The organism is Helicobacter cetorum MIT 00-7128, from assembly GCF_000259255.1.
Lineage (GTDB): Bacteria > Campylobacterota > Campylobacteria > Campylobacterales > Helicobacteraceae > Helicobacter > Helicobacter cetorum_B.
Genome location: NC_017737.1, coordinates 1,323,396 through 1,343,499, shown reverse-complemented (window position 1 = coordinate 1,343,499; position 20,104 = coordinate 1,323,396). Strand labels below are relative to the sequence as shown.

Below are 20,104 nucleotides of genomic sequence, written 5' to 3'. Positions count from 1 at the left end.
ATACCTCCCTAGCGATACATAAAATAACGCACTTTAATACGAATTAGAGTAGTCGTTTTAGGGCGTGGATAATCTTTATAAGCAATTTGAATGGTCTTAAGGGTATTATCATCTAGCATTTTATATTCAGAGCCAATAATGATTTTAAGACCGCTAATATCACCATTAGGATGCAAGTAAAATTCTACTGCATTTAATCCATCTTGTCCTAAATAAGCTGCAGCTGAGGGGTATTCTAAATATTTTTGTGTGATACGCCCAATTTCACGCAAATTGCTTTTGATGAAGTCTTTTTCAGCAGTGCCTAAATCACCAAATTCTTCCCCATATAAATCATCAATATCTTTTCTAGTTTGTTGGTCTAACCCTTTGTTATTGTCATTTCTTGCTTGTTGTGGAGGTGTAGTTTCTGTAGGCAAGAAAGAGAGTTTGTTGGGGTCAAACTTCTTCTCAACAGGTTTTTTCTCAACCTTTTTTTCTACTTTTTCAATTTTTTTCTCTTCTACTTTTTCCACTTTTTTAAGCGCTTTGTGGTGAGTGGGCTTAGGCTTAGGCTTTGGTTTGGGCTTAGGCTTAGGCTTTGGTTGAGGCTTAGGTGGTGTAGGAGGTGTGGGTGGGGTTGGTGGTGTAGGGGGTTGCTTTGGACCAGATAGAGTTGGCTTAGGTGCACCGGGTTGGTTCTTGGTAGGGTCTTGTGAATGCCCTCTTTTTAACACAAGCAAATTGCTAGGGTCAACTTTTACTAATTTTGGTTTGCTTTGAGCTTGTGAGACATATTGGAACAAGAAATAAATCAGTGCATGGAGCAACACAGATAAAATAAAAGAGAGGAAAAAATTCCTATTAGAATAGTCAACGGGGTCAAAATTACGCCCTAATTTAGGTTGATTAGAGGCATTATCAAGAGAATTATTTTTATTAGAATCAAAATCATGTTCTAATTCAGTCTGTGTTTTAGAAGTATCTAGCATATAAATTTCCTAATTTTGAATTCTTAACATTAAGTTCAGCTTCTTTAATAAGAGCTTCTTTAGAGGGTTTAATATTAGTTTTTCCCAAAAGCAAACTGTGTTTATCACTAAGCAACACTAAATAACGCTCCCATTCTATATCTATAGAAATAATTTTATGGCGTGCATCAATTTGTTTTAGGGTATTTATCTCTAGTTTAGAATTTTTAGCTAGAGAGGATTCTTTAGGGGTAAACTTTTTCTTAACAAAATATAAAACACCTAGTAGGGCGAGAATAACTCCTAATGCCTTATAGGCATGGCTTAAATCTAAGGGGGCTTTCAAACCAAGCGAACTTAGAGGGCTTTCTACATGCACTTTAGGTGTTTCTAATACTTGGTGTGCTTTGGGTGTTGTAGAAACCGCAGAAAGTGTAGGGATAGACTCCTTTGGTGCTATGGGTTCTTTAAGCTCTATTTGAGGTTTTTTTTGAGGTGTTTGAGAAATAAGGCTAAATCCTTTAGGAATAAACAAAAAGCGCACTTGTTTAGAATCCTTACTCCTTGATGCTTGGATTTCTAAATCTAGGGGAGTTGTTGTTTTTTGTGATAAAAGATACAAATCGTTTTGATAAGAAAAAGCCTCTAAAGATTTCAAAGAGGCAAGAGAAAAATCCATTGTTTTTTTAGAATCCATACCAACACCTTTTAATACAATGACTTTTTGCCCCTCAGCCTCCATAATTTTTGGAGTTGTATCTAAGGGTTTTTCAAAGATAAGTGTGGTTTGCACAGCTTTTAAGAGAAGAGTGGGTGTGGGCGTTTGTGTAGTTGGATTAGGCAAAATATCTATAAGGGTATTTCGCCAATCAACAAGCTTAATAGGGGTGTTATCTTTCAATGATAATGGCTCTGTGTCATTAGCTAATAACATCAATATTGCACTCAACAACAAAGATAAAAATCTCATGAATTTTTAGCTAGATAATACACAATGGCATTAGAATCAAGAATTTCGTTTAAACGAATTGCTAAATTACGCTCAAATACCATGACTTCGCCCTTGCCTATAACACGCCCATTTACAAAGGTATCTACACTCTCTCCTGCTGGTTTTTGCAAATCAATCACTGAGCCTTTTTCAAAGCGCAAAATTTGCAATAAAGGGATTTGTGTAGAACCCAACTCCGCACTAAATACCACTTCCATATCCAATAACCCCTTGTAGTCATCAATAAGTTCTTCTAAATAAGTTGAAAGTTCAAGTTCTTTTTCTTTGTGTGCTTTCTCTTTATTGATGTTTTCTAACTTATTAGACTCTGGTGTTTCTGGCATGGAAATTTACTTCTTTCAAGAAAATTAAGTTTTGCTCTGACTCTAAAGCTTAATAATACTATAATTCTTGCAATAAATAAAGTTATTAAGCCTTAAAACTTTCTTTAGAGATACAAAATTCTTGTAAAAAACATTTTTCACATAGCGGATTTTTAGCTTTGCAAGTATAGCGTCCAAATAAAATAAGGGCATGATGAAGTTTGCCTAGTTCGGTTTCAAAAAGTGTGCTTAAATCATTTTCTGTTTTTGTGGGTGTATTGGCTTGGCTCAAGCCTAAACGATGAGTTGTGCGAAATACATGAGTATCTACCGCCATACAATTGGCATTAAAACATACTGATAGCACTACATTGGCGGTTTTTTGCCCTACACCATTTAGAGTAATAAGTTCATTTTGGGTAGAGGGAATATTGCCATTAAAATCTTTCACCACTTTTTGAGCCATTTTAATAAGGTTTTGACTCTTAGTGTTGTAATAAGAGATAGATTTAAGCAATTCTTTTAACCCTTCTAAGTGTGCTTGAGCTAAATCATATATGGTGGGATAAATCTCAAAGAGTTTTGGGGTTACAAGATTTACTCTAGCATCAGTGCATTGTGCGCTTAAGATTGTAGCTACGAGTAGTTCATAGGGGTTTTTATGAACTAGCTCTGTGGTAAGATTGGGATAATGTTCTAGCAGTAGTGCTTTGATTTTTAGGGCTTTTTGATAGCGTTTGGTTTTTTTTAAACTCATAGATTTTATCTCATTATAGGGGTTTGACTATCAAGCATTGAGCCTCATGCACTCTTAGGGCAATTTGAGTGTAATTGATAGCAATAGAAAGGGTAGCTTTTTGCATAGAATGGTGTAGAAGAGTGCATTTTACTCCTTTAAAAATGCCAAAGGATAGAAAACGCTTTTTAAGTGCCTCATCACAATGAGTAATTTCTGTAATTTCATATTTTTGGTTTTTTTGAGCTTCATTAAGTGTCATTATTATTTCCTTTCTTTTTCTCTAATATTCTTTTTGATTTCGCCCACAATCACATCAATAGGTGTAAAGATTCGGCGTAAGATTTTTAAGGGGGCTTGCGCAATATCTTTAGCTAGAGTAATTTTAGTGGTGGGGTTATCTAGTGTGCCTTTCACGCTTACATTGGTAGAAATCTTTCCATTTTTACCTAAAATGAGATAGCCTACAATAGGAATATTGCTAATGACATTACTCAAGGCTTTGATGGTGGAGATTTCTAGGCTTAAATCTAGCTTATTTCTATCTAATTCTATAATACCATTGCCTGCAATATCTAGTGTTTTTCCAATGATATTAATTTGTTCTAATCCTAAGTATTGTTTAGTAACCCCAAAAACAATAGAACCCTTTTTAATATCATAGCCATTAGCACCCCAATGAGGGTTTTTAAAAACGATAAGTGAGGGAATAGTATTGATGAGATTAACCATGTTTTGCATAAGGGCAAAGTTTTTCAAGCTAGTGTTTTGGACTTTTAGTTCGCCATTAAAAACTTGGTCTTTGAAAGCCCCAATGAGCGTGTATAATCCGCCATCAACAAAATCTTTTTGCAAAACCGAGTTAATAAAATCCCCACTGAAATTATGCGCCTTAAGATATAAAGCTCCATGCACTAAATCTGCAAAAATCATGCCATTTTTATAGTTGCCATCTACTTTCACTCTATTGTCTTGAGCGACAATATCAAGGTTTTCTAAGGGGATAGGCATTTTTTTATACACTAAAACTACATCTTTAGCTTGAATGTGTGTGGCAATAGGAATGATTTTGCGTGCTTTTTCATAGCGTTGTTTAGCGGCAATAAAGATATCTTCATCATGAATTTCTTTTTGAGTGGGTTTTTCTCTACGCTCTTTTGAAAGCATTTTAACAATGGCTGGCATTTTGCTATCTAAAAATTCGTCAATATTAAAATCAATATTATTAATGGCAATATTTTTGTTATCACCCTTAATAACTACAGAAACATTTTTATCAGGGGTATAGACATGGATTTCATCTTTATTGATAGAGCCAAGCAAAGAAAGGGTATTAATATGTGTTCCGTCTGCATAATAGGCGGGTAAATTAACCTTTAAATCTTTAGCCAAAAAGTCTATATTTAAAAAATTGCTTGTAGAAACTTCTAAAGAGCCATCTTCTAAAGTGAAATAGTTCATAATGGGGGAGTAAGGCTTAATTTTTTTCAAATCCTTAATTCTAAAAAAATAAACGCTATTTTTTAGTTCGCCTTCTAATAAAAGCTCAGGAACACTCCATTGTATGTGGTTTGGATTAGAGAAATCAAAATTAAAAGAGAGGCTTTTAAGAGAATCTTGTGTGGCATAAAAGACATTTTTGCTGAATTTATCCTCGCTTTGAGCCTTAATGGTGTCTATGATTTTTCTTCTAAAAACTTCAGAGTGTTCGCCCGCTTGGATAATGGTATGCAAGCTTTTTAAATCTAAAGCAAAGCTAGGCAAAATTTCATCTTCGGCATTACTCAAGCTATAAGAGCGCATATTAATATTATTGTTGGTATTGAGTTGGATTTTATGCACTTTAGAGTCTAAGGCAAGCTTTTTTTTGTGAATATCTAAAGCGATTTTTGTATCTAAATCCAACATGTTTTCGTAGCGAGTATGGATAGTATCTATATAGATATATTGATATTCTGGTGTAATATCTAAATCAATATTAGCGCTTTGAGTATAAAGAGGGACATGATAGAGCATAAACCCCCCCTCTTGTAATTCTATATTGCCTTGAATGCTAAATAAGGGGGCTGTATTTTTCAAAAATTGCAAAGTAAGCTTTAAATTTGCGCTTGATGGGGTGCTAATCTTATCTAAAGGCAGAGCAATCTTATACGCACTCAACAAATCTTTAATGGTATCACCATAATAATTGGGCGTATTTCTTAAAAAAATCTCCAATCTTGATGCCTCTAGCATGTTGGATAGAACAGCACTAGAGCCGGATAAATCCATAGTTTCGTAAGTGATTTTTTGGGGCTCTATAAGGAGTTGCTTATTTTGAAGTAAAAGTTCGGTTTTATTAATTTTAATAGGCGATAGTCCGTCGTTAAAGACCACAGAAGTATCAGTAAGAGTGGCTTTAATGCGAGAATTTTCTAAGAGCGAGGGGAGTAATTTGCCCTTGGCTAAATTAGCCCTAATCAAAGCGCTATCAATTTTTAAGCCCGCAAATTGGATTTTATCAAAAATCCATGTTTTTAGTTTTTTTTGGGATTGTTTTTGAAAAAGGGGTTTTAAAAAAGCAATGCTTTTCATCTTAGAGGTGTTAGCTTTTAATTCTATGGTTTTTAAATCAGTTAACCCTTGTAAATAAAGCGTAGCACTTGGCTCATCTAAAGGCTTAATCATAAAATTAAACGCCATTTTTTTAGCTTTGGGAGAATAATGGGCGTTGCCATCTACTTGAACTTTCATATCCTTAAAAAGCAAGTTGATAATCTTAAGTTTGATATTCTTATTATCTTCTAAAGAAAATTCGCCTTTAATTCCGGGAAATTCTAGCTCATATTTATGCCCGTCAAAAAAAACACGAGCTTTATTTTGGGCATCAAGCACGATTTCTTTAATTTTAAACTTTTCAAAATATGAGACCGCCCAAATACCATAGCGAATACCCTTGATTAAATCGCTAACATCTAAATGTTTATTGCTATTAGGTCGTTTCTTTAGGAGTGAAGAAAGGTCAATACTATCAATATTTAAAGAAAGTTTATTGTCAAGCTTTAGGTATAATTCAGATATATTAAGTTTTCCAATTTTTAAATTTTGTATATGAAGACCATTAGAAAGGGTTTTGTGTATGGCACATAAGAGAGTAAGCACTACAACAAAAAGAATAACAACATTAAATACTTTCTTAGATGCGTGTTTTCTTGCTTTCATTTCCATTCTTTTTTATCTAAGTATACCAATTTCTTCTAAGAAAATCATTGTTGTGCCATCTGGTTCTTTAAATAAAGTGCTTAAATCTTTACAAGATGATGGTATAGATATTAATCAATTAGATAAAATTTTATTGAAACTTTTTGGCTTGCCTAAAAAGGGCTACATTGATATGGGGGCTAGTGTTTTAAGAAAGGGAGACTTTTTAGCGCATTTAGTAGAAGGAAAAATGGCAAGCAAAAGCATTACCTTAATTCCGGGCGAGACACGCTATTTTTTTACTCAAGCTTTGAGTGCAACTTATAATATAGAAGTAGAGCTTTTAAATTTAGCCTATGAAAGCGTTGCGCCACGATTAAATGGGCAAGTTCTAGCTGATGGCGTTATTTTCCCAGATACCTATAGTTTGCTCTTAGGTCAAGATGCTAATAGGATTATGCAAACTCTAGTCAAACAATCTATGAAGAGGCATGAGACTTTAAGCAAAGAATGGCTTGGATATTATCACAAAGAAGAATGGTTTGAAAAAATTATCATAGCCTCCATTGTGCAAAAAGAGGCGGCCAATATTGAAGAAATGCCTGTTGTTGCAAGTGTGATTTTTAATCGTTTAAAAAAGAACATGCCCTTGCAAATGGATGGGTCTTTGAATTATCAAGAATTTTCGCATACCAAAATTACCAAAGAGCGTGTGAGAGAAGATAACACTTCATATAACACTTATAAATTCAAAGGCTTGCCTAAAAATCCTGTAGGAAGTGTGAGTATAGAGGCTATCAAAGCGGTTATTTTTCCCAAAGAAACCAATTTTTTATACTTTGTTAAAATGAAAAATAAAAAACATGCTTTCAGTGCGACCTATAAGGAGCATTTGAATAATATTAAGATTTCTAATAATCATTTTTAAAATTAAGATTAAAAATATCTTTTCTTGTATAGAAATGGTAAAAAAGTGTTAAGTATTTTCTCATTTTAATTTTCTGTTCTTATTGTTGGCTAATTTTAGAATTTATTTAACAAGCCTTGCTACAATCTTAAGCAAAATTTTGATTGTTAGAACCTTTTTAAATTTAGGGTTTTTAGCATGAAGGAGATTGAATGGCTAAAATGAGTGCGCCTGATGGGGTTCCTGTTTGGGTGAATGAAGACCGCTGTAAGGGTTGCGATATTTGTGTTTCAGTATGTCCTGCTGGGGTTCTTGGTATGGGTATTGAAAAAGAAAGAGTCCTTGGAAAAGTAGCAAAAGTTGCTTATCCAGAGAGCTGTATAGGTTGCACGCAATGCGAGTTGCACTGCCCTGATTTTGCGATTTATGTGGCAGATAGGAAAGATTTCAAATTTGCTAAGGTTTCAAAAGAGGCAGAGGTACGCCGTGATAGAGTTAAAGAAAATCACTACATGCTTTTAGAAGAGACTATTTTAGAAGGGAGAGGTAAGTAATGCGTGAAATCATATCTGATGGAAATGAGTTGGTAGCCAAGGCTGCTATTGAAGTGGGGTGTAGATTTTTTGGGGGTTATCCTATTACGCCTAGTTCGGATATTATGCATGCGATGAGTGTTGCGTTGCCTAAAAATGGCGGACATTTTATCCAAATGGAAGATGAGATTAGTGGGATTAGCGTGTCTTTAGGGGCAAGTATGAGCGGAACTAAGTCTATGACTGCAAGTTCTGGTCCGGGCATTTCATTAAAGGTGGAGCAAATTGGCTATGGCTTTATGGCAGAAATCCCATTAGTGATTGTTGATGTTATGCGTTCAGGCCCATCAACTGGAATGCCAACACGAGTGGCACAAGGTGATGTGAATTTCTTAAAGCACCCAATCCATGGGGATTTTAAATCAGTTGCACTCGCTCCTGCTAGTTTACAAGAGGCTTATACAGAGACAATTCGTGCGTTTAATCTAGCTGAAATGCTTATGACTCCAGTATTCTTGCTTATGGATGAAACCGTTGGGCATATGTATGGTAAGGTGCAAATCCCTACTTTAGAAGAAGTGCAAAAAATGACTATTAATCGTAAGGAATTTATGGGCGATAAAAAAGACTATAAGCCTTATGGAGTAAATCAAGATGAGCCAGCCGTTTTAAATCCTTTCTTTAAGGGCTATCGCTACCATGTTTCAGGCTTACACCATGGACCTATTGGCTTTCCTACTGAAGATGCTAAGATAGGTGGGGATTTAATGGATAGATTGTTTAATAAAATTGAATCCAAGCAAGATGTTATCAATGAAAATGAAGAAATGGACTTAGAGGGTGCTGAAATTGTCATTATTGCCTATGGTTCTGTTTCTTTAGCGGTTAAAGAGGCTTTAAAAGATTATAAAAAAGAGAGTAATCAAAAGGTTGGTTTCTTTAGACCCAAGACCTTATGGCCAAGCCCTAACAAACGCTTGAAAGAAATAGGGGACAAATACGAAAAAATCCTTGTGATTGAATTGAATAAAGGGCAATATTTAGAAGAAATTGAAAGAGTTATGCAAAGAAAAGTGCATTTCTTTGGTCAGGCAAATGGGCGCACTATTTCGCCTAAACAAATCATCGCAAAGTTGAAGGAGCTTTAAAATGGCGTTTAATTATGATGAATACTTGCGTGTGGATAAAATGCCCACTTTGTGGTGCTGGGGCTGTGGTGATGGCGTGATTTTAAAATCCATTATCCGCACTATTGACGCACTAGGTTGGAAAATGGATGATGTGTGCTTGGTGAGTGGGATTGGTTGTAGTGGCCGCATGAGTTCGTATGTAAATTGCAACACTGTTCATACTACACATGGTAGAGCTGTAGCGTATGCGACAGGGATTAAATTAGCAAACCCTAATAAGCATGTGATTGTGGTTTCTGGTGATGGCGATGGCTTTGCGATTGGGGGTAATCACACCATGCATGCATGCAGAAGAAACATTGATTTGAATTTTATCTTAGTGGATAATTTCATTTATGGTTTGACTAATTCTCAAACTTCGCCCACCACTCCAAATGGCATGTGGACGGTTACGGCTCAATGGGGAAATATTGATAATCAGTTTGACCCATGCGCTTTAACCACAGCTGCGGGAGCTAGTTTTGTAGCTAGAGAGAGTGTGTTAGACCCTCAAAGATTGGAAAAAACTTTAAAAGAGGGCTTTTCGCACAAGGGCTTTAGTTTCTTTGATATTCATAGCAATTGCCATATTAACTTAGGGCGTAAGAATAAAATGGGCGAGGCCGCTGATATGCTAAAGTGGATTGAAAGCCGATTAGTTAGCAAGCGCAAATTTGAAGAAATGAGCCCTGAAGAAAGAGAGGGTAAATTCCCTACTGGTGTCTTAAAACATGACGCTAACAGGAAAGAATATTGTGAGGCGTATCAAGAGATTATTGAAAAAGCACAAGGAAAGAAATAATGGAAGCACAATTAAGATTTACAGGCGTTGGGGGGCAAGGCGTATTATTAGCTGGAGAAATCTTAGCAGAGGCTAAAATCGTAAGTGGTGGCTATGGAACTAAGACTTCTACTTACACTTCCCAAGTGCGTGGAGGGCCTACTAAGGTAGATATTTTGCTAGATAAAGATGAAATCATTTTTCCTTATGCTAAAGAGGGCGAGATTGATTTCATGCTTTCAGTCGCACAAGTGAGTTATAATCAGTTTAAAAGCGATATTAAAGAGGGGGGCATTGTTGTTATTGACCCTAATTTGGTAACGCCTACTAAAGAAGATGAGGAAAAATATCAAATTTATAAAATCCCCATTATTAGTATCGCCAAAGATGAAGTGGGTAATATTATCACACAATCTGTAGTGGCGTTAGCCATTACCGTGGAGCTTACAAAGTGTGTGGAAGAAAATATTGTGTTAGATACCATGCTTAAAAAAGTTCCCGCAAAAGTCGCCGAAACCAATAAAAAAGCCTTTGAAATTGGTAAAAAACATGCTTTAGAGGCATTAAAAGCAAGAGGCTAAGGGATTTTATTTTTCTTGTTTTTAGCTAGAGCAATCTTTGCTCTAGCTCTCTTTTAATGAGTTTTTTATATCATTCTTGCTTAAAAATACATAGCTTTTAATTACATATAATATAATTCTAATATCCTTAATTTTTTGCTTATTTAATGGTATTTTGGTAAAACATTTTAATAAAATCTTAATGGCTTTCATAGAGCTTTTATGGGGGTGGGTTATAGATTGCAAACTTTAATACTAAGAAATTAGCCCATTAAAAAATAAGCTTGTTTTTTAATACTTAATGGTAAATTAAGCTTTATATAAAATGGCAAACTCAATGCTAAATCATTCAAAATCTAAGAAAGGAGGATTTTTGAGACTAAGGGTTTTAGGAAAGTATTGCACAAACAAATCCAAAAACACTTTTTCGCCAAAGAAATCTCCAGCAATAGTTACTTCTTCTATACTAAAATTCTGTGCGTTATCCCAAATGAAGTTTCCTAAAAACTCCGCTAAAGAATCTAAAATACCAAAACTCAAAGTTTCATTATCCACGCCAGCTAACCTAAAACTCATCGCACTATGAATAATCTTTGAAAAGTTTAAAGCCATTTTAAAAGAGTTATCATTAATAATTTTATAATCAATCCTAGGGCCTTTAGGGCGTAAAAATTCTTTAGCCAAAGATACAATGCTGTGCGTTTTAAAACTATCGCTATAGCCTAAAACAAACCCTAAAATTTGAAAAAACTCTAATAAATTCACACCCACTAGCTGATGATTAGAAAGCTCTATTAAACGCTCATAAAGATTAGGGAATTTAATGGCGTAGTTTTGTAGCATTTTAGACGCTTTTTCATCTTGTTTGAGAAGATTAAAAATTCCATTTAAATCAAAATTAATATTTAAAAGCGTTTTTAAAGAGTTATTAGCATTTAATAATAATCTTGTAGGGTGTTTGAAACTAAGATATAGGACAATAGAATGTGAAGTCGTGCTTAAAAACTCTATTTCGTTTTTAAAATGGGTGGTTGTTAGGTTATTTTCTAGCACAAAGTTTTTAGTGGGAGTGATTAAGCGATTAGGGGTGTTAAAAAGCGTTTTGTAATCTAAAAGCACTTCTTTAAAATAGTGTTCATGCACAAAGACAAAATCTATATTTTCATCTTGTAAAATTTGACACAATAAATTTAATATAGGGTCATAGGGTAGTTGAATCATCACTTCATTATTTTTAAAAGTATCTTTAAACACGCTTTTTAAGGAGGCTTTGATACAAGGTTTTTCTAAGCTTGCTAAATATTTAGCGTCTTCTAAAAGTAATTTGGTGCAGGTTAAAACGCTAGAAAGAGAATTAAAAATTACCTTTTGAGAGGGCTTTTTTAAAGAAAGGCATAGCTCTCCCCTAGAAGTGTGAATAGGGATAATATTTTGTGTTTTAAGCTCTTCTTTTAATTGTGTCAAACTTTCTACAAGCTCTTTAGGACTATGAATGGCATTTTGATTAAAAGTGATGTTTTTAACCAAGTCTAGAGTAGAAGCATAAAAAGATGAGTTCCTATCTAAAAAATCTTTATGCTCTTTAGCGTTCATAAATAAGGGCTTTGAAAGGCTAGTATTTTTAAAAAGATTTTCATCTAAAGTTTCTGTATTTTCATTTAAAGACAAAAAGCTAAAATCTAAAGAAAAGGGCAAGACTTCACTCAGTTTTTGAGCAAATTCTAAGGTAGTCTCAGCACTTGCTTGAAGATAAAAAGAAGTTATTTTATCTTTATAGGTGCTATAAAAACTCGCTTGTAAATTCAATGCCATTTGCTCTAAAAGGGGCATAAAAACTAAGTTCGTTGCTTCATCAACACATTTAAAAAGAAAGACAAAACCCATTCAAAAGCCCTTGTAAGAAAGTTCAGCAATATTCTCTAAGGCAATATTATCAATGCGTTGCATTGTTACTCCCCATGTTTTTAATTGTGTTTCTATGGCTTTTAAGGCTGTGTTTAAAGCGTTTAAAATTTCTTTTGAAAGCTTGAAAGTCGTTTCACTTCCTATCACAAAAGGCACAAGCCCCACAATAAAAGTCTTAGGCAAATCCCCTAAAAACTCCGTAAGCCTTAGAGTGTGTAGCATTTCTACTTCATGTGCACTCCCAGCCCATGTGATTTCTCTAGGAGCGTGATTAAAATCAAAAGCATAGACTGAGCCTATCTCAACATCTTTTGCACTCACACAATCTAAAATCAAAACCTTTTCATACGAAGTGATTAAAGGAATGAGTTGTTGAGCCATAGTCCCCCCATCTACAATATCTATAGAAGGCGAAAAAGAAAAATTTCTTTTGAGATAGTGGGCTAAGTGCACCCCAATACCCTCATCGCCAAAAAGGATATTGCCAATGCCTAGAATTAGGATTTTGCTCATTCTTTGGTATAAGTGTAGCCATTAACCATTGCATCAACCCCAGAGCCTTTATATCTAATAGAATGGAAAAACACCATATAAACATGCACCGGAACAAACAAGATAAATCCCCAAGTCGCTAAGTGGTGGATAAAACGCACATTAGCTAACCCCCCACAAAGCACTTCAAACCACCCAAATATATCGCCTAGAATAACCCCTAAGCCTGAATGATATACATGAGAATACAGCACTACGCCACTTAAGCTAACTAAAATCATCAATGCTATTAAGAATAGATACGCTACAAACTGCACCGGATTGTATGCTCCATGATGAGCGGGGGAATTGCTAAGAAAAAAATACGCTTTAATTTGATTAAGCCATGTTTTTAAGCTAAAAACTTGCGCCAAGCTCGCACGCTCCAACAAGCTCCCTTTATCAAAAAAGAAAAGATAAATCCTAAAACATAACGCACTAATGAGCAAAAATCCAAACATAATATGAAAAGAGCGGATATAAGCTTGTAAAAAATACATCTCTTTATAAAAACTAGATTTAGGTTGCAAAAAAGGGTAAGCAATATAAAACCCCGTAGCAATCAAAATAAAAATGCTTATGGCTCTAACCCAATGAAAAAAGCGCACAAAGCCCGAAAATTCTTTATGTAAAAGCACTTCTTGGTTTGTCATAGCTTGCTCCTTTTAAAGCATTTTAGATTCTAGCAAAATTAGGCTCTACTTTAAACTCGCCTAAAGACTGCCCCTTAAAATCCATTACATGCACCGAACATGCAATGCAAGGATCAAATGAATGTATCGTTCTAATGATTTCTAAAGGTTGAGTCAAATCATCAATTTTAGTGCCAATCAAGCTCATTTCATAAGCTCCTCTTTGCCCTTTAGAATCCCTTGGCCCTGCATTCCAAGTAGAGGGCACTACGGCTTGATAATTTTCTACTACACCATTTTTAATACGCACCCAATGGCTCAGCATGCCTCGTGGCACTTGACCAATATAACGCCCTTTATATTCTTTATCTTTATCAATTTTATAGGGCGCACAAGTGCTTTTATCGCTCTTTAGATTTTCTATTAAAGCTTTAAAAGCTAAAAGACCATTATCAGCAATCGTTTTAGCCTCAATACACCTTGCCGCCGTTCTGCCAAGCGTAGAGAATAGTGCCTCTAAAGGCAGTTTGCTGTCTTTTAAAAATTTGGTTGCCACTTCGCTAATATAAGGATTTTTTGCTGCTAGTCCTACCACCACCGCACTTAAAGGGCCTACTTCCATAGGCTTACTATCATATCTAGGGGATTTTATCCAAGAATATTTATCTTTGGTATTAAGCACTTTAGTGGGGATTTCCTTACCATGAATGCCAATACTCTCGCCGTCTTTAAAGCCGGTATAATGCGGATTAGTTTGTCCGTCATAGGGGTGGAGCTGTGCCTCTTTAGTGTTTTCATATTGATACCAAGAATGCGTAACTTCTTCTTTAATTAAATTTTCATCAATAGGGTGTAATTTAGAAATATCGCCATCACGCACAATTCCGCTACTCAAAAGGTATTTATCTCTTCCAAGTAGCACTTCTTCATAAGCGATAAAATCTCTCAAGCCACAGCCCTTTAAAACAGATGGCTCTTTAGCAAACATTTCGCCTGCCATAATCAAATCAGCATAATAGGCATGATTGATAAAATGCGCTACTTTTTCAAACTTGCTCTTCCATTCAGCTAATCTTGTAGGGTCTAGTATATCCATAACACTTGTTACACCCCCAACCGTTAGGCTTTGTGGGTGGGGCTGTTTAGCCCCAAAAATAGCGGTCATCTTAGCCGCCTCTCTTTGGATTTCTAAAAGTTTAAGATAGTGGCTTAACACAATTAAGTTTTGCTCAGGGCTTAAATGATAGGTTTTATGCCCATAATAGCCATTATTAAAAGGCCCCAAAGAGCCACTTTTAGCAAAATCACTCAAGCGTTTTTGAACCGCCTTTAATTCGCCCTCACCGGTATTGATAGGATAAGGGGTGTATTTAAAAGAAAGTTTTGAGGCTTTTGAGGGGTCAGCTTTTAAAGCACTTAGTATATCGCACCAATCAAGCCCATGCAAAGTATAGAAATGCACCACATGGTCATGTAAGATAAGACCTATATTCATTAAAGAGCGCACTAATTGTGCGTTTAATGGGGGTGTTATGCCTAGAGCGTCTTCTACTGCAGTAATGCCGGCTTTATAATGCGAATAAGTGCATACCCCACAAATCCTTTGAGCAATAAAGCCCGCATCTCGTGGGTCTCTGCCTTTAATGATAGTTTCTAGCCCTCTAAAAAGCGTAGAAGAAGAAAACGCATCCGTAATGACATTATTGTCATCTACTATGACTTCAATTCTTAAATGCCCCTCAATCCTAGTGATAGGGTCTACTATAATTCTTTTTGACATGTTGGTTTCCTTTATTGCTCTTTATTTTTGATTACTTTAGATAGAAGTGCATGCGCAGTAATGCCAATAGCGGTTGCACTAAGTAAAGTCGTGCCAACTTCATCAGCAACTTTATCGGCCCCCAAGCCATTAAAAGCACTCTTTATAGAGCGATTAGCCAAAGGCTCTTCAAAAGGACTCATTGTATCCCAAAAATTTGGCTCAGAACACCCTATGCAACCATGCCCTGCCCCTATAGGCCAAGAAGTGTGCGAGTTAAAGCGCAGTTTGGAGCAATTATTGAAAGTATAAGGTCCTTTACAGCCTACCTTATACAAGCAAAAGCCTTTTTCTGCATTTTCATCGCCAAAATGCTCTACAAACTCGCCCGCATCAAAATGCCCTCTTCTCTCGCATAAATCATGGATTCTATTGCCATAAGCCCAAGCGGGGCGATTATAGGCATCAAGCTTAGGAAGAGTCCCAAACATCAAGTAATAAAGCACATTACCCACGATATTTTTTTCACTAGGCGGGCAACCCGGCACATTAATAACGGGCTTATCAATAATTTTGTGTAAAGGTTGTGCGTTAGAGGGATTAGGATAGGCCGCTTGCACACCTCCAAAGCTTGAGCATGTGCCTATGGCAAAAATAGCGGCAGCATGCTTAGCTGTTTTTCTGCACTCCTGTGCTCCTGTAGTAGCTTGTGCGCCTTGAGTGAGGAAGTATTCACTGCCTTGTGGGATACCCCCTTCTACCATTAAAATATAATTATCTTTGTGCTTTTCTATAGCCTCATGCAAGCTTTTTTCAGCTTGAAAACCGCTTGCTACCATAATAGTCTCATGGTATTCTAAACTGATGTAATCAAAGATAATACTATCAATGGTTGGGTCAGCACTTCTTAATAAGCTCTCGCTACAGCCGGTGCATTCTGCCATATGTAGCCAAATCACAGGTAGTCTGTTAGCTACTTCTACAGCTTTTAAAGTCAAGGGAGCAAAACTAGCCGGCAAGGCCAAAGTGGCAGTCATAGTGCCAGCCCATTTTAATAAATCACGCCTAGAAATACCGGCGTTTTTAAATTCTTGTTGCAAGTCTTTATACTCATTATGGGCGTTAAATGAGCTAATTAAATTAAGGCGCTCTTCAATTGCTTGATAGTGTTGTTTCTCATTCTCTATAACCATAGACTATCCTTAAAAAATTTCTACTACTCTAAAAAACCATGCTACATTTTAACATAAATACAATTAGCAAAAATTAACAAAAATAAGAAAAGTCTTTATTTGGATAATATTATGAAAAAACATTTTTTAACACTAATTAATGATGAATATTCTAGGTATATATGATTAGAATAGTAAGGTTTGATAAAATATTAAAAATACTAGCATATTTAACCAAATAAGAGAAGTAAGACTCTATCTAAAGCTGGGCTTTAGATAGAAAAGATAGCTTAAAAGGCGTAAATAAAAGCGTTTAAGATTTTAAAACGCATACCCATAAACCCAATATACAGAATAAGGGCGATAGTATTTCACTTCTGTGCCACCACTACTATAATAGGTGTTATAGATAGTAGGGATTTGAACCCCAATTTCAATAGAGTGTTGGTTATGCTTTTTCATATCTTTTTTTAAGATACCAAAGTTCATACGCATGCCCACATCAAAGAGGAATTGAAACTTAGTCGCAGTAACCTTTTTAGTATCTACTTGAACACTCTTAGCTAAAGAGGTGATATAGCTATCTCCAGCTAGTTGAATCCCTGTAAAGAATCCCGCATCAATACTTCTAGAACCAAATGAACGAGAGAACACATTATAGAGTGCGTCTGTTCCTACACCATAAGTGAGTAGATTAACTGTGTTATAGTTGGCACCATTACCTACACCTGCTCCATTATAAGAAAAGAATCCATAGTATCTTAGACCAAAGGCTTTTTTCTTACCAAAGAATTGTTTGTAACCAATCTTAGTGTAAAATCCGCTCATCGCATTAGTTTGCTTGCTATTGCCAGCAGCAAATTGCCCTAGCCATGGGTGGGCTTTGAGGTTATCGTTGGCTTGAACGACAGCATTAAGGGTGTTTTGAGTGTTGGTAATGAGCGCTTTCATTTGCCCTAAAGAGCCGTCATTAAACCTACCTGTTCCTACTGCTTGGGCATTAGTGGGGTTAAACCCTATTTTACCATTAGTAATTGACGCAATTTCTAGGTTTTTTAACGCTTGACTAGAAGTAGAGATAATGCCATCTACAAGACTTGTAAATTCTTGTGTGCTTAGCGTTCCGCTTGCATTAGCAGCATTGAAGTTATTTAATTGCAAGGCAGCCTTAGTGATGCCCTCAATAGCATCAATCGCCCCAACATAAGCGCCCTCAACCATGCTTTGCATAGTAACTTGACCATCTTTTCCATTATAAATGCCACCAAATTCTTTTGAAAGTGCCTCTACAACGGTTGTATTATTTTGATGATTATACCCCTCACCAGAACCCATAGTAATGCCAGCTTTTTGATACGCATCTGGATTTTTTTGCATCCAATATACCATGTATTGGAAGTAAGATTGAACAATGCCAGCTTGTGTAAGTTGCTCAACCAAACCGCCCACTTCTTTGCCATCCTTTTTACAAAGTGGGCTTGGACCCATTGTGGTAATCCCTGAGCATACAAAATTACCAAAATTATGCTCCATTTCTTGTTGTGAAGGATTAGGACCACCATGTCTAGAGGGGTAATTAATCCCTCCTAAAGCTTTAGAAATCCCTTGATATGCGTTAAAAAGAGGCGAACCATTAGGGTTTGGCAATAGCGTAGCAGGTGATAAAACAGCGACTTTGATTAAAGTAGTCATTAGGGTGTTACCTAAAAGTCCAACAATATTTAAGCCTTGTTGAGGAATGGTTTGATAGTCGCCATTGCCCTTAAGGTCAACTTGTGTGTATCCACCATCTAAATGCACGGTAACAGCGCTATTCAACTCCTTAGCCACTTGCATAGCTTGGTATTTATTAGGATTCTTCACACTCTGCACCACTTGACCTAATTCATAACCAAAGGTCATAAAGCCTCCATCTTCTTCAGCACTTAAGGGGCTTAGAGATAAAGAAAGCACTAGGCTTAAAGGGGCTAAAAATTTGATATTGTTTTTAAAATGTTTCACAGAATTTTCCTTGTTAAACTTTGTTGTTGTTATTTTCATCTTTCTTTTCCCCTTTCTTAGAATGAATACCCATAAGACCAATACACGCTATAAGGACGGAAGTATCTCACTGTAGTTCCAGCAGACTTATAATAGGTGTTATAGATAGTAGGCACTTGCACACCAATTTCTACAGTGTGTTGTCTATGGCGCTTAGTCTTTTGACCTAATTTACCAAAGTTCATACGAAAGCCTAAATCAAAGAGGAATTGAAAATGTGTGCTTTGAATATCTTTCTTATTGACATATTGGCTATTTTTCAAAGAAGAGTTAAAGGTCTCTCCTGCTAATTGAATCCCACCAAAGACACCAAAATTCACTGACTTGTTTTGATAAGAGCGTTCAAAGATGTTATAAAGCACATCAGTGCCTACCCCATAAGTGTATAGACCTACGGTATTATAAGTAGATTTAAAGCCAATATTAGCTCCATTATAAGAGAAGAATCCATAGTATCTTAGACCAATATTACGCTTTTTACCAAAGAATTGTTTGTATCCCCATTTGGTATAAAAGCCATTCATAATGTTAGTTTGTCTGCTATTGCCAGCACGAAACTCTGGGAGATAGGGGGTGGATTCTACTTTTTGAATGAGACCAATGAGCTTATCCATAGTATATTGCGCATTGGGAAGTAGAGTGCCTTGTAAGGAGGCGCTATTGTTTTTAATCGTTGAAGTAACACCTCCACAAGCGGTTGAATTCCCTTGGCATCCTACTTGTTGAAGAGCTGTTTGAATGGCAGTAGGGCTTCCATTAGTGGGTTCGCTTGCTTGTTTTAGGGCGTTGGCATTACTTTGTAAGGTATCTAAAGCATTTTGGGCTGTGCTAACGACTTGATTAGCTAAAGAGACCACTTGAGCGTTAGTAAGCGTCTCAGTGTTGTTGGTGGTATTATAGTTTCCTAATGCCTCAATAGCGTCCATAATACCTTGTGTGGCGTTACCAAGAAGTTTGGTTTGCTCTTTTAGGAAGTTTACATAATTGGTGTTATAAACAGATTGAGGGGCAGTTGTGCTACCTTGAGATACTCCTTTGCTATCTTTTTCGCTATATGGAGCGCCATTCCATGTAGTGTGTGGAGTGCTAAGAATGTTATTCATAGCACTTAAGAAAGTGTTGATACTATTTAAGTAACTTAATTCTTGGAACATATGCTCATAAGTGGTGTTAAATGTATCTTTACCAGAGGCTAAGTTAGTAAGAATGGATACGACAGAGTTTTTTTGGTTTGTATTTAACATGCTATTGACAAATTGATAATCAGCATCACTAGAACCCATTCCTCCTACTTGAGCTGTGATACCTTGAAAAGAATACGCCCCTAAGAGTGAATACAAATATTGGGTGAAAGTATTGCCCAATGAGCCTACAATATTAGCGCCTTGATTAGAGCTGAAGTTATTGGTGTAGTTGGCATTCATTTGTGCGGTTAAATAGTCTGCTTGACTTTTCCCCGGGTTTTTAACATCTTGCATGACTTGCCCTAATTCATAACCAACGGTGAAAAAGCCTCCATCATCTTCTGCATGGCTGATAGTTAAGCAAGTGATTGCCACTAAGCTTAAGCGACCTACAAACGATTTGGTTCGTTTAATCATGTGTTCTCCTTAATAAATCGTCTAATTAAAAACTATAGTGCAATCTACATTATTTTCATTACCTCATTTAACAATGATTTACATTATTTAACTTGCATGTAAATGTAAATGTAAATGTAAATGTAAATGTAAATGTAAATGTAAATGTAAATGTAAATGTAAATGTAAATGTAAATGTAAATGTAAATGTAAATGGACTAACGCCTTGCATTTTACCCTTACTGATATTAAACCAAACTTAAATGCTTGTAAATTCCTTATTTGTTTTAGGGTTGTGTAGATAGGGAATAAAGGGGGGGTTACTGATTTTTATTCAAGCGATAATTTTTCGCAA

General features: G+C 35.9%; 18 protein-coding genes. 5 read left to right on the top strand and 13 right to left on the bottom strand.

Features of this window, described 5'->3' with window-relative positions; all coding sequences use genetic code 11:
- Positions 1 to 8: 8 nt before the first annotated feature.
- The 6 genes from HCW_RS06215 to HCW_RS06190 all read right to left on the bottom strand — a co-directional run bounded on the left by HCW_RS06215 (position 9) and on the right by HCW_RS06190 (position 6,201).
- Entirely contained in the window at positions 9 to 971 is a 963-nt protein-coding gene (locus HCW_RS06215) for an energy transducer TonB (protein WP_014661373.1), read from the bottom strand.
- On the bottom strand, positions 955 to 1,920 hold the full coding sequence (locus tag HCW_RS06210) for a hypothetical protein (protein WP_043902664.1): 966 nt from the start codon (positions 1,918 to 1,920) through the stop codon (positions 955 to 957). The genes HCW_RS06215 and HCW_RS06210 overlap by 17 nt, the downstream gene beginning before the upstream one ends.
- Positions 1,917 to 2,285 carry a flagellar motor switch protein FliN gene (gene fliN, locus HCW_RS06205; protein WP_014661371.1) on the bottom strand — a complete coding sequence of 123 codons (369 nt, stop codon included), beginning with the start codon at positions 2,283 to 2,285 and terminating at the stop codon, positions 1,917 to 1,919. Before fliN ends, HCW_RS06210 begins: the two co-directional genes overlap by 4 nt.
- An 85-nt stretch (positions 2,286 to 2,370) precedes the next feature.
- The gene (gene nth / locus HCW_RS06200; protein WP_014661370.1) at positions 2,371 to 3,021 is read right to left on the bottom strand and encodes an endonuclease III; all 651 of its coding nucleotides are present in this window, start codon (positions 3,019 to 3,021) and stop codon (positions 2,371 to 2,373) included.
- A gap of 13 nt (positions 3,022 to 3,034) precedes the next feature.
- The gene (locus HCW_RS06195) at positions 3,035 to 3,262 is read right to left on the bottom strand and encodes a FeoA family protein (RefSeq protein WP_014661369.1); all 228 of its coding nucleotides are present in this window, start codon (positions 3,260 to 3,262) and stop codon (positions 3,035 to 3,037) included.
- A gap of 2 nt (positions 3,263 to 3,264) precedes the next feature.
- Positions 3,265 to 6,201 (bottom strand): AsmA-like C-terminal domain-containing protein, encoded by a 2,937-nt coding sequence (locus tag HCW_RS06190; RefSeq protein WP_014661368.1) that lies wholly within the window; start codon positions 6,199 to 6,201, stop codon positions 3,265 to 3,267.
- On the opposite strand from HCW_RS06190, the gene mltG reads away from it, so the two are divergent.
- From mltG to HCW_RS06165, 5 genes are all read left to right on the top strand, one after another.
- Positions 6,119 to 7,108: an endolytic transglycosylase MltG gene (gene mltG / locus HCW_RS06185; RefSeq protein ID WP_014661367.1), complete on the top strand. Its 990-nt coding sequence runs from the start codon at positions 6,119 to 6,121 to the stop codon at positions 7,106 to 7,108. The genes HCW_RS06190 and mltG overlap by 83 nt on opposite strands.
- A 191-nt stretch (positions 7,109 to 7,299) precedes the next feature.
- Complete coding sequence (locus HCW_RS06180; RefSeq protein ID WP_014661366.1) at positions 7,300 to 7,641, top strand: 4Fe-4S dicluster domain-containing protein; 342 nt, start codon at positions 7,300 to 7,302, stop codon at positions 7,639 to 7,641.
- On the top strand, positions 7,641 to 8,768 hold the full coding sequence (locus HCW_RS06175) for a 2-oxoglutarate synthase subunit alpha (protein WP_014661365.1): 1,128 nt from the start codon (positions 7,641 to 7,643) through the stop codon (positions 8,766 to 8,768). Before HCW_RS06180 ends, HCW_RS06175 begins: the two co-directional genes overlap by 1 nt.
- 1 nt (position 8,769) lies before the next feature.
- Entirely contained in the window at positions 8,770 to 9,591 is an 822-nt protein-coding gene (locus HCW_RS06170; RefSeq protein WP_014661364.1) for a 2-oxoglutarate ferredoxin oxidoreductase subunit beta, read from the top strand.
- Positions 9,591 to 10,151, top strand: coding sequence for a 2-oxoacid:acceptor oxidoreductase family protein (locus HCW_RS06165; RefSeq protein WP_014661363.1), 561 nt, complete (start codon positions 9,591 to 9,593; stop codon positions 10,149 to 10,151). The genes HCW_RS06170 and HCW_RS06165 overlap by 1 nt, the downstream gene beginning before the upstream one ends.
- Positions 10,152 to 10,475: 324 nt before the next feature.
- Here HCW_RS06165 and HCW_RS06155 read toward each other — a convergent pair whose 3' ends face one another.
- From HCW_RS06155 to HCW_RS06125, 7 genes are all read right to left on the bottom strand, one after another.
- Positions 10,476 to 12,014 carry a hypothetical protein gene (locus tag HCW_RS06155; protein ID WP_014661361.1) on the bottom strand — a complete coding sequence of 513 codons (1,539 nt, stop codon included), beginning with the start codon at positions 12,012 to 12,014 and terminating at the stop codon, positions 10,476 to 10,478.
- Positions 12,015 to 12,548 (bottom strand): HyaD/HybD family hydrogenase maturation endopeptidase, encoded by a 534-nt coding sequence (locus HCW_RS06150; protein ID WP_014661360.1) that lies wholly within the window; start codon positions 12,546 to 12,548, stop codon positions 12,015 to 12,017.
- A complete protein-coding gene (cybH, locus tag HCW_RS06145; protein ID WP_014661359.1) occupies positions 12,545 to 13,219 on the bottom strand; it encodes a Ni/Fe-hydrogenase, b-type cytochrome subunit in 675 nt (224 codons plus the stop codon). The genes HCW_RS06150 and cybH overlap by 4 nt, the downstream gene beginning before the upstream one ends.
- A 22-nt stretch (positions 13,220 to 13,241) precedes the next feature.
- Positions 13,242 to 14,978, bottom strand: a complete 1,737-nt coding sequence (locus HCW_RS06140) for a nickel-dependent hydrogenase large subunit (protein ID WP_014661358.1) — start codon at positions 14,976 to 14,978, stop codon at positions 13,242 to 13,244.
- A gap of 11 nt (positions 14,979 to 14,989) precedes the next feature.
- Complete coding sequence (locus HCW_RS06135; RefSeq protein ID WP_014661357.1) at positions 14,990 to 16,150, bottom strand: hydrogenase 1 small subunit; 1,161 nt, start codon at positions 16,148 to 16,150, stop codon at positions 14,990 to 14,992.
- Positions 16,151 to 16,450: 300 nt separating this feature from the next.
- Positions 16,451 to 18,169, bottom strand: coding sequence for an outer membrane protein (locus HCW_RS06130; RefSeq protein ID WP_014661356.1), 1,719 nt, complete (start codon positions 18,167 to 18,169; stop codon positions 16,451 to 16,453).
- A 17-nt stretch (positions 18,170 to 18,186) separates the two neighbouring features.
- On the bottom strand, positions 18,187 to 19,770 hold the full coding sequence (locus HCW_RS06125; RefSeq protein ID WP_014661355.1) for an outer membrane protein: 1,584 nt from the start codon (positions 19,768 to 19,770) through the stop codon (positions 18,187 to 18,189).
- Positions 19,771 to 20,104: the final 334 nt, after the last annotated feature.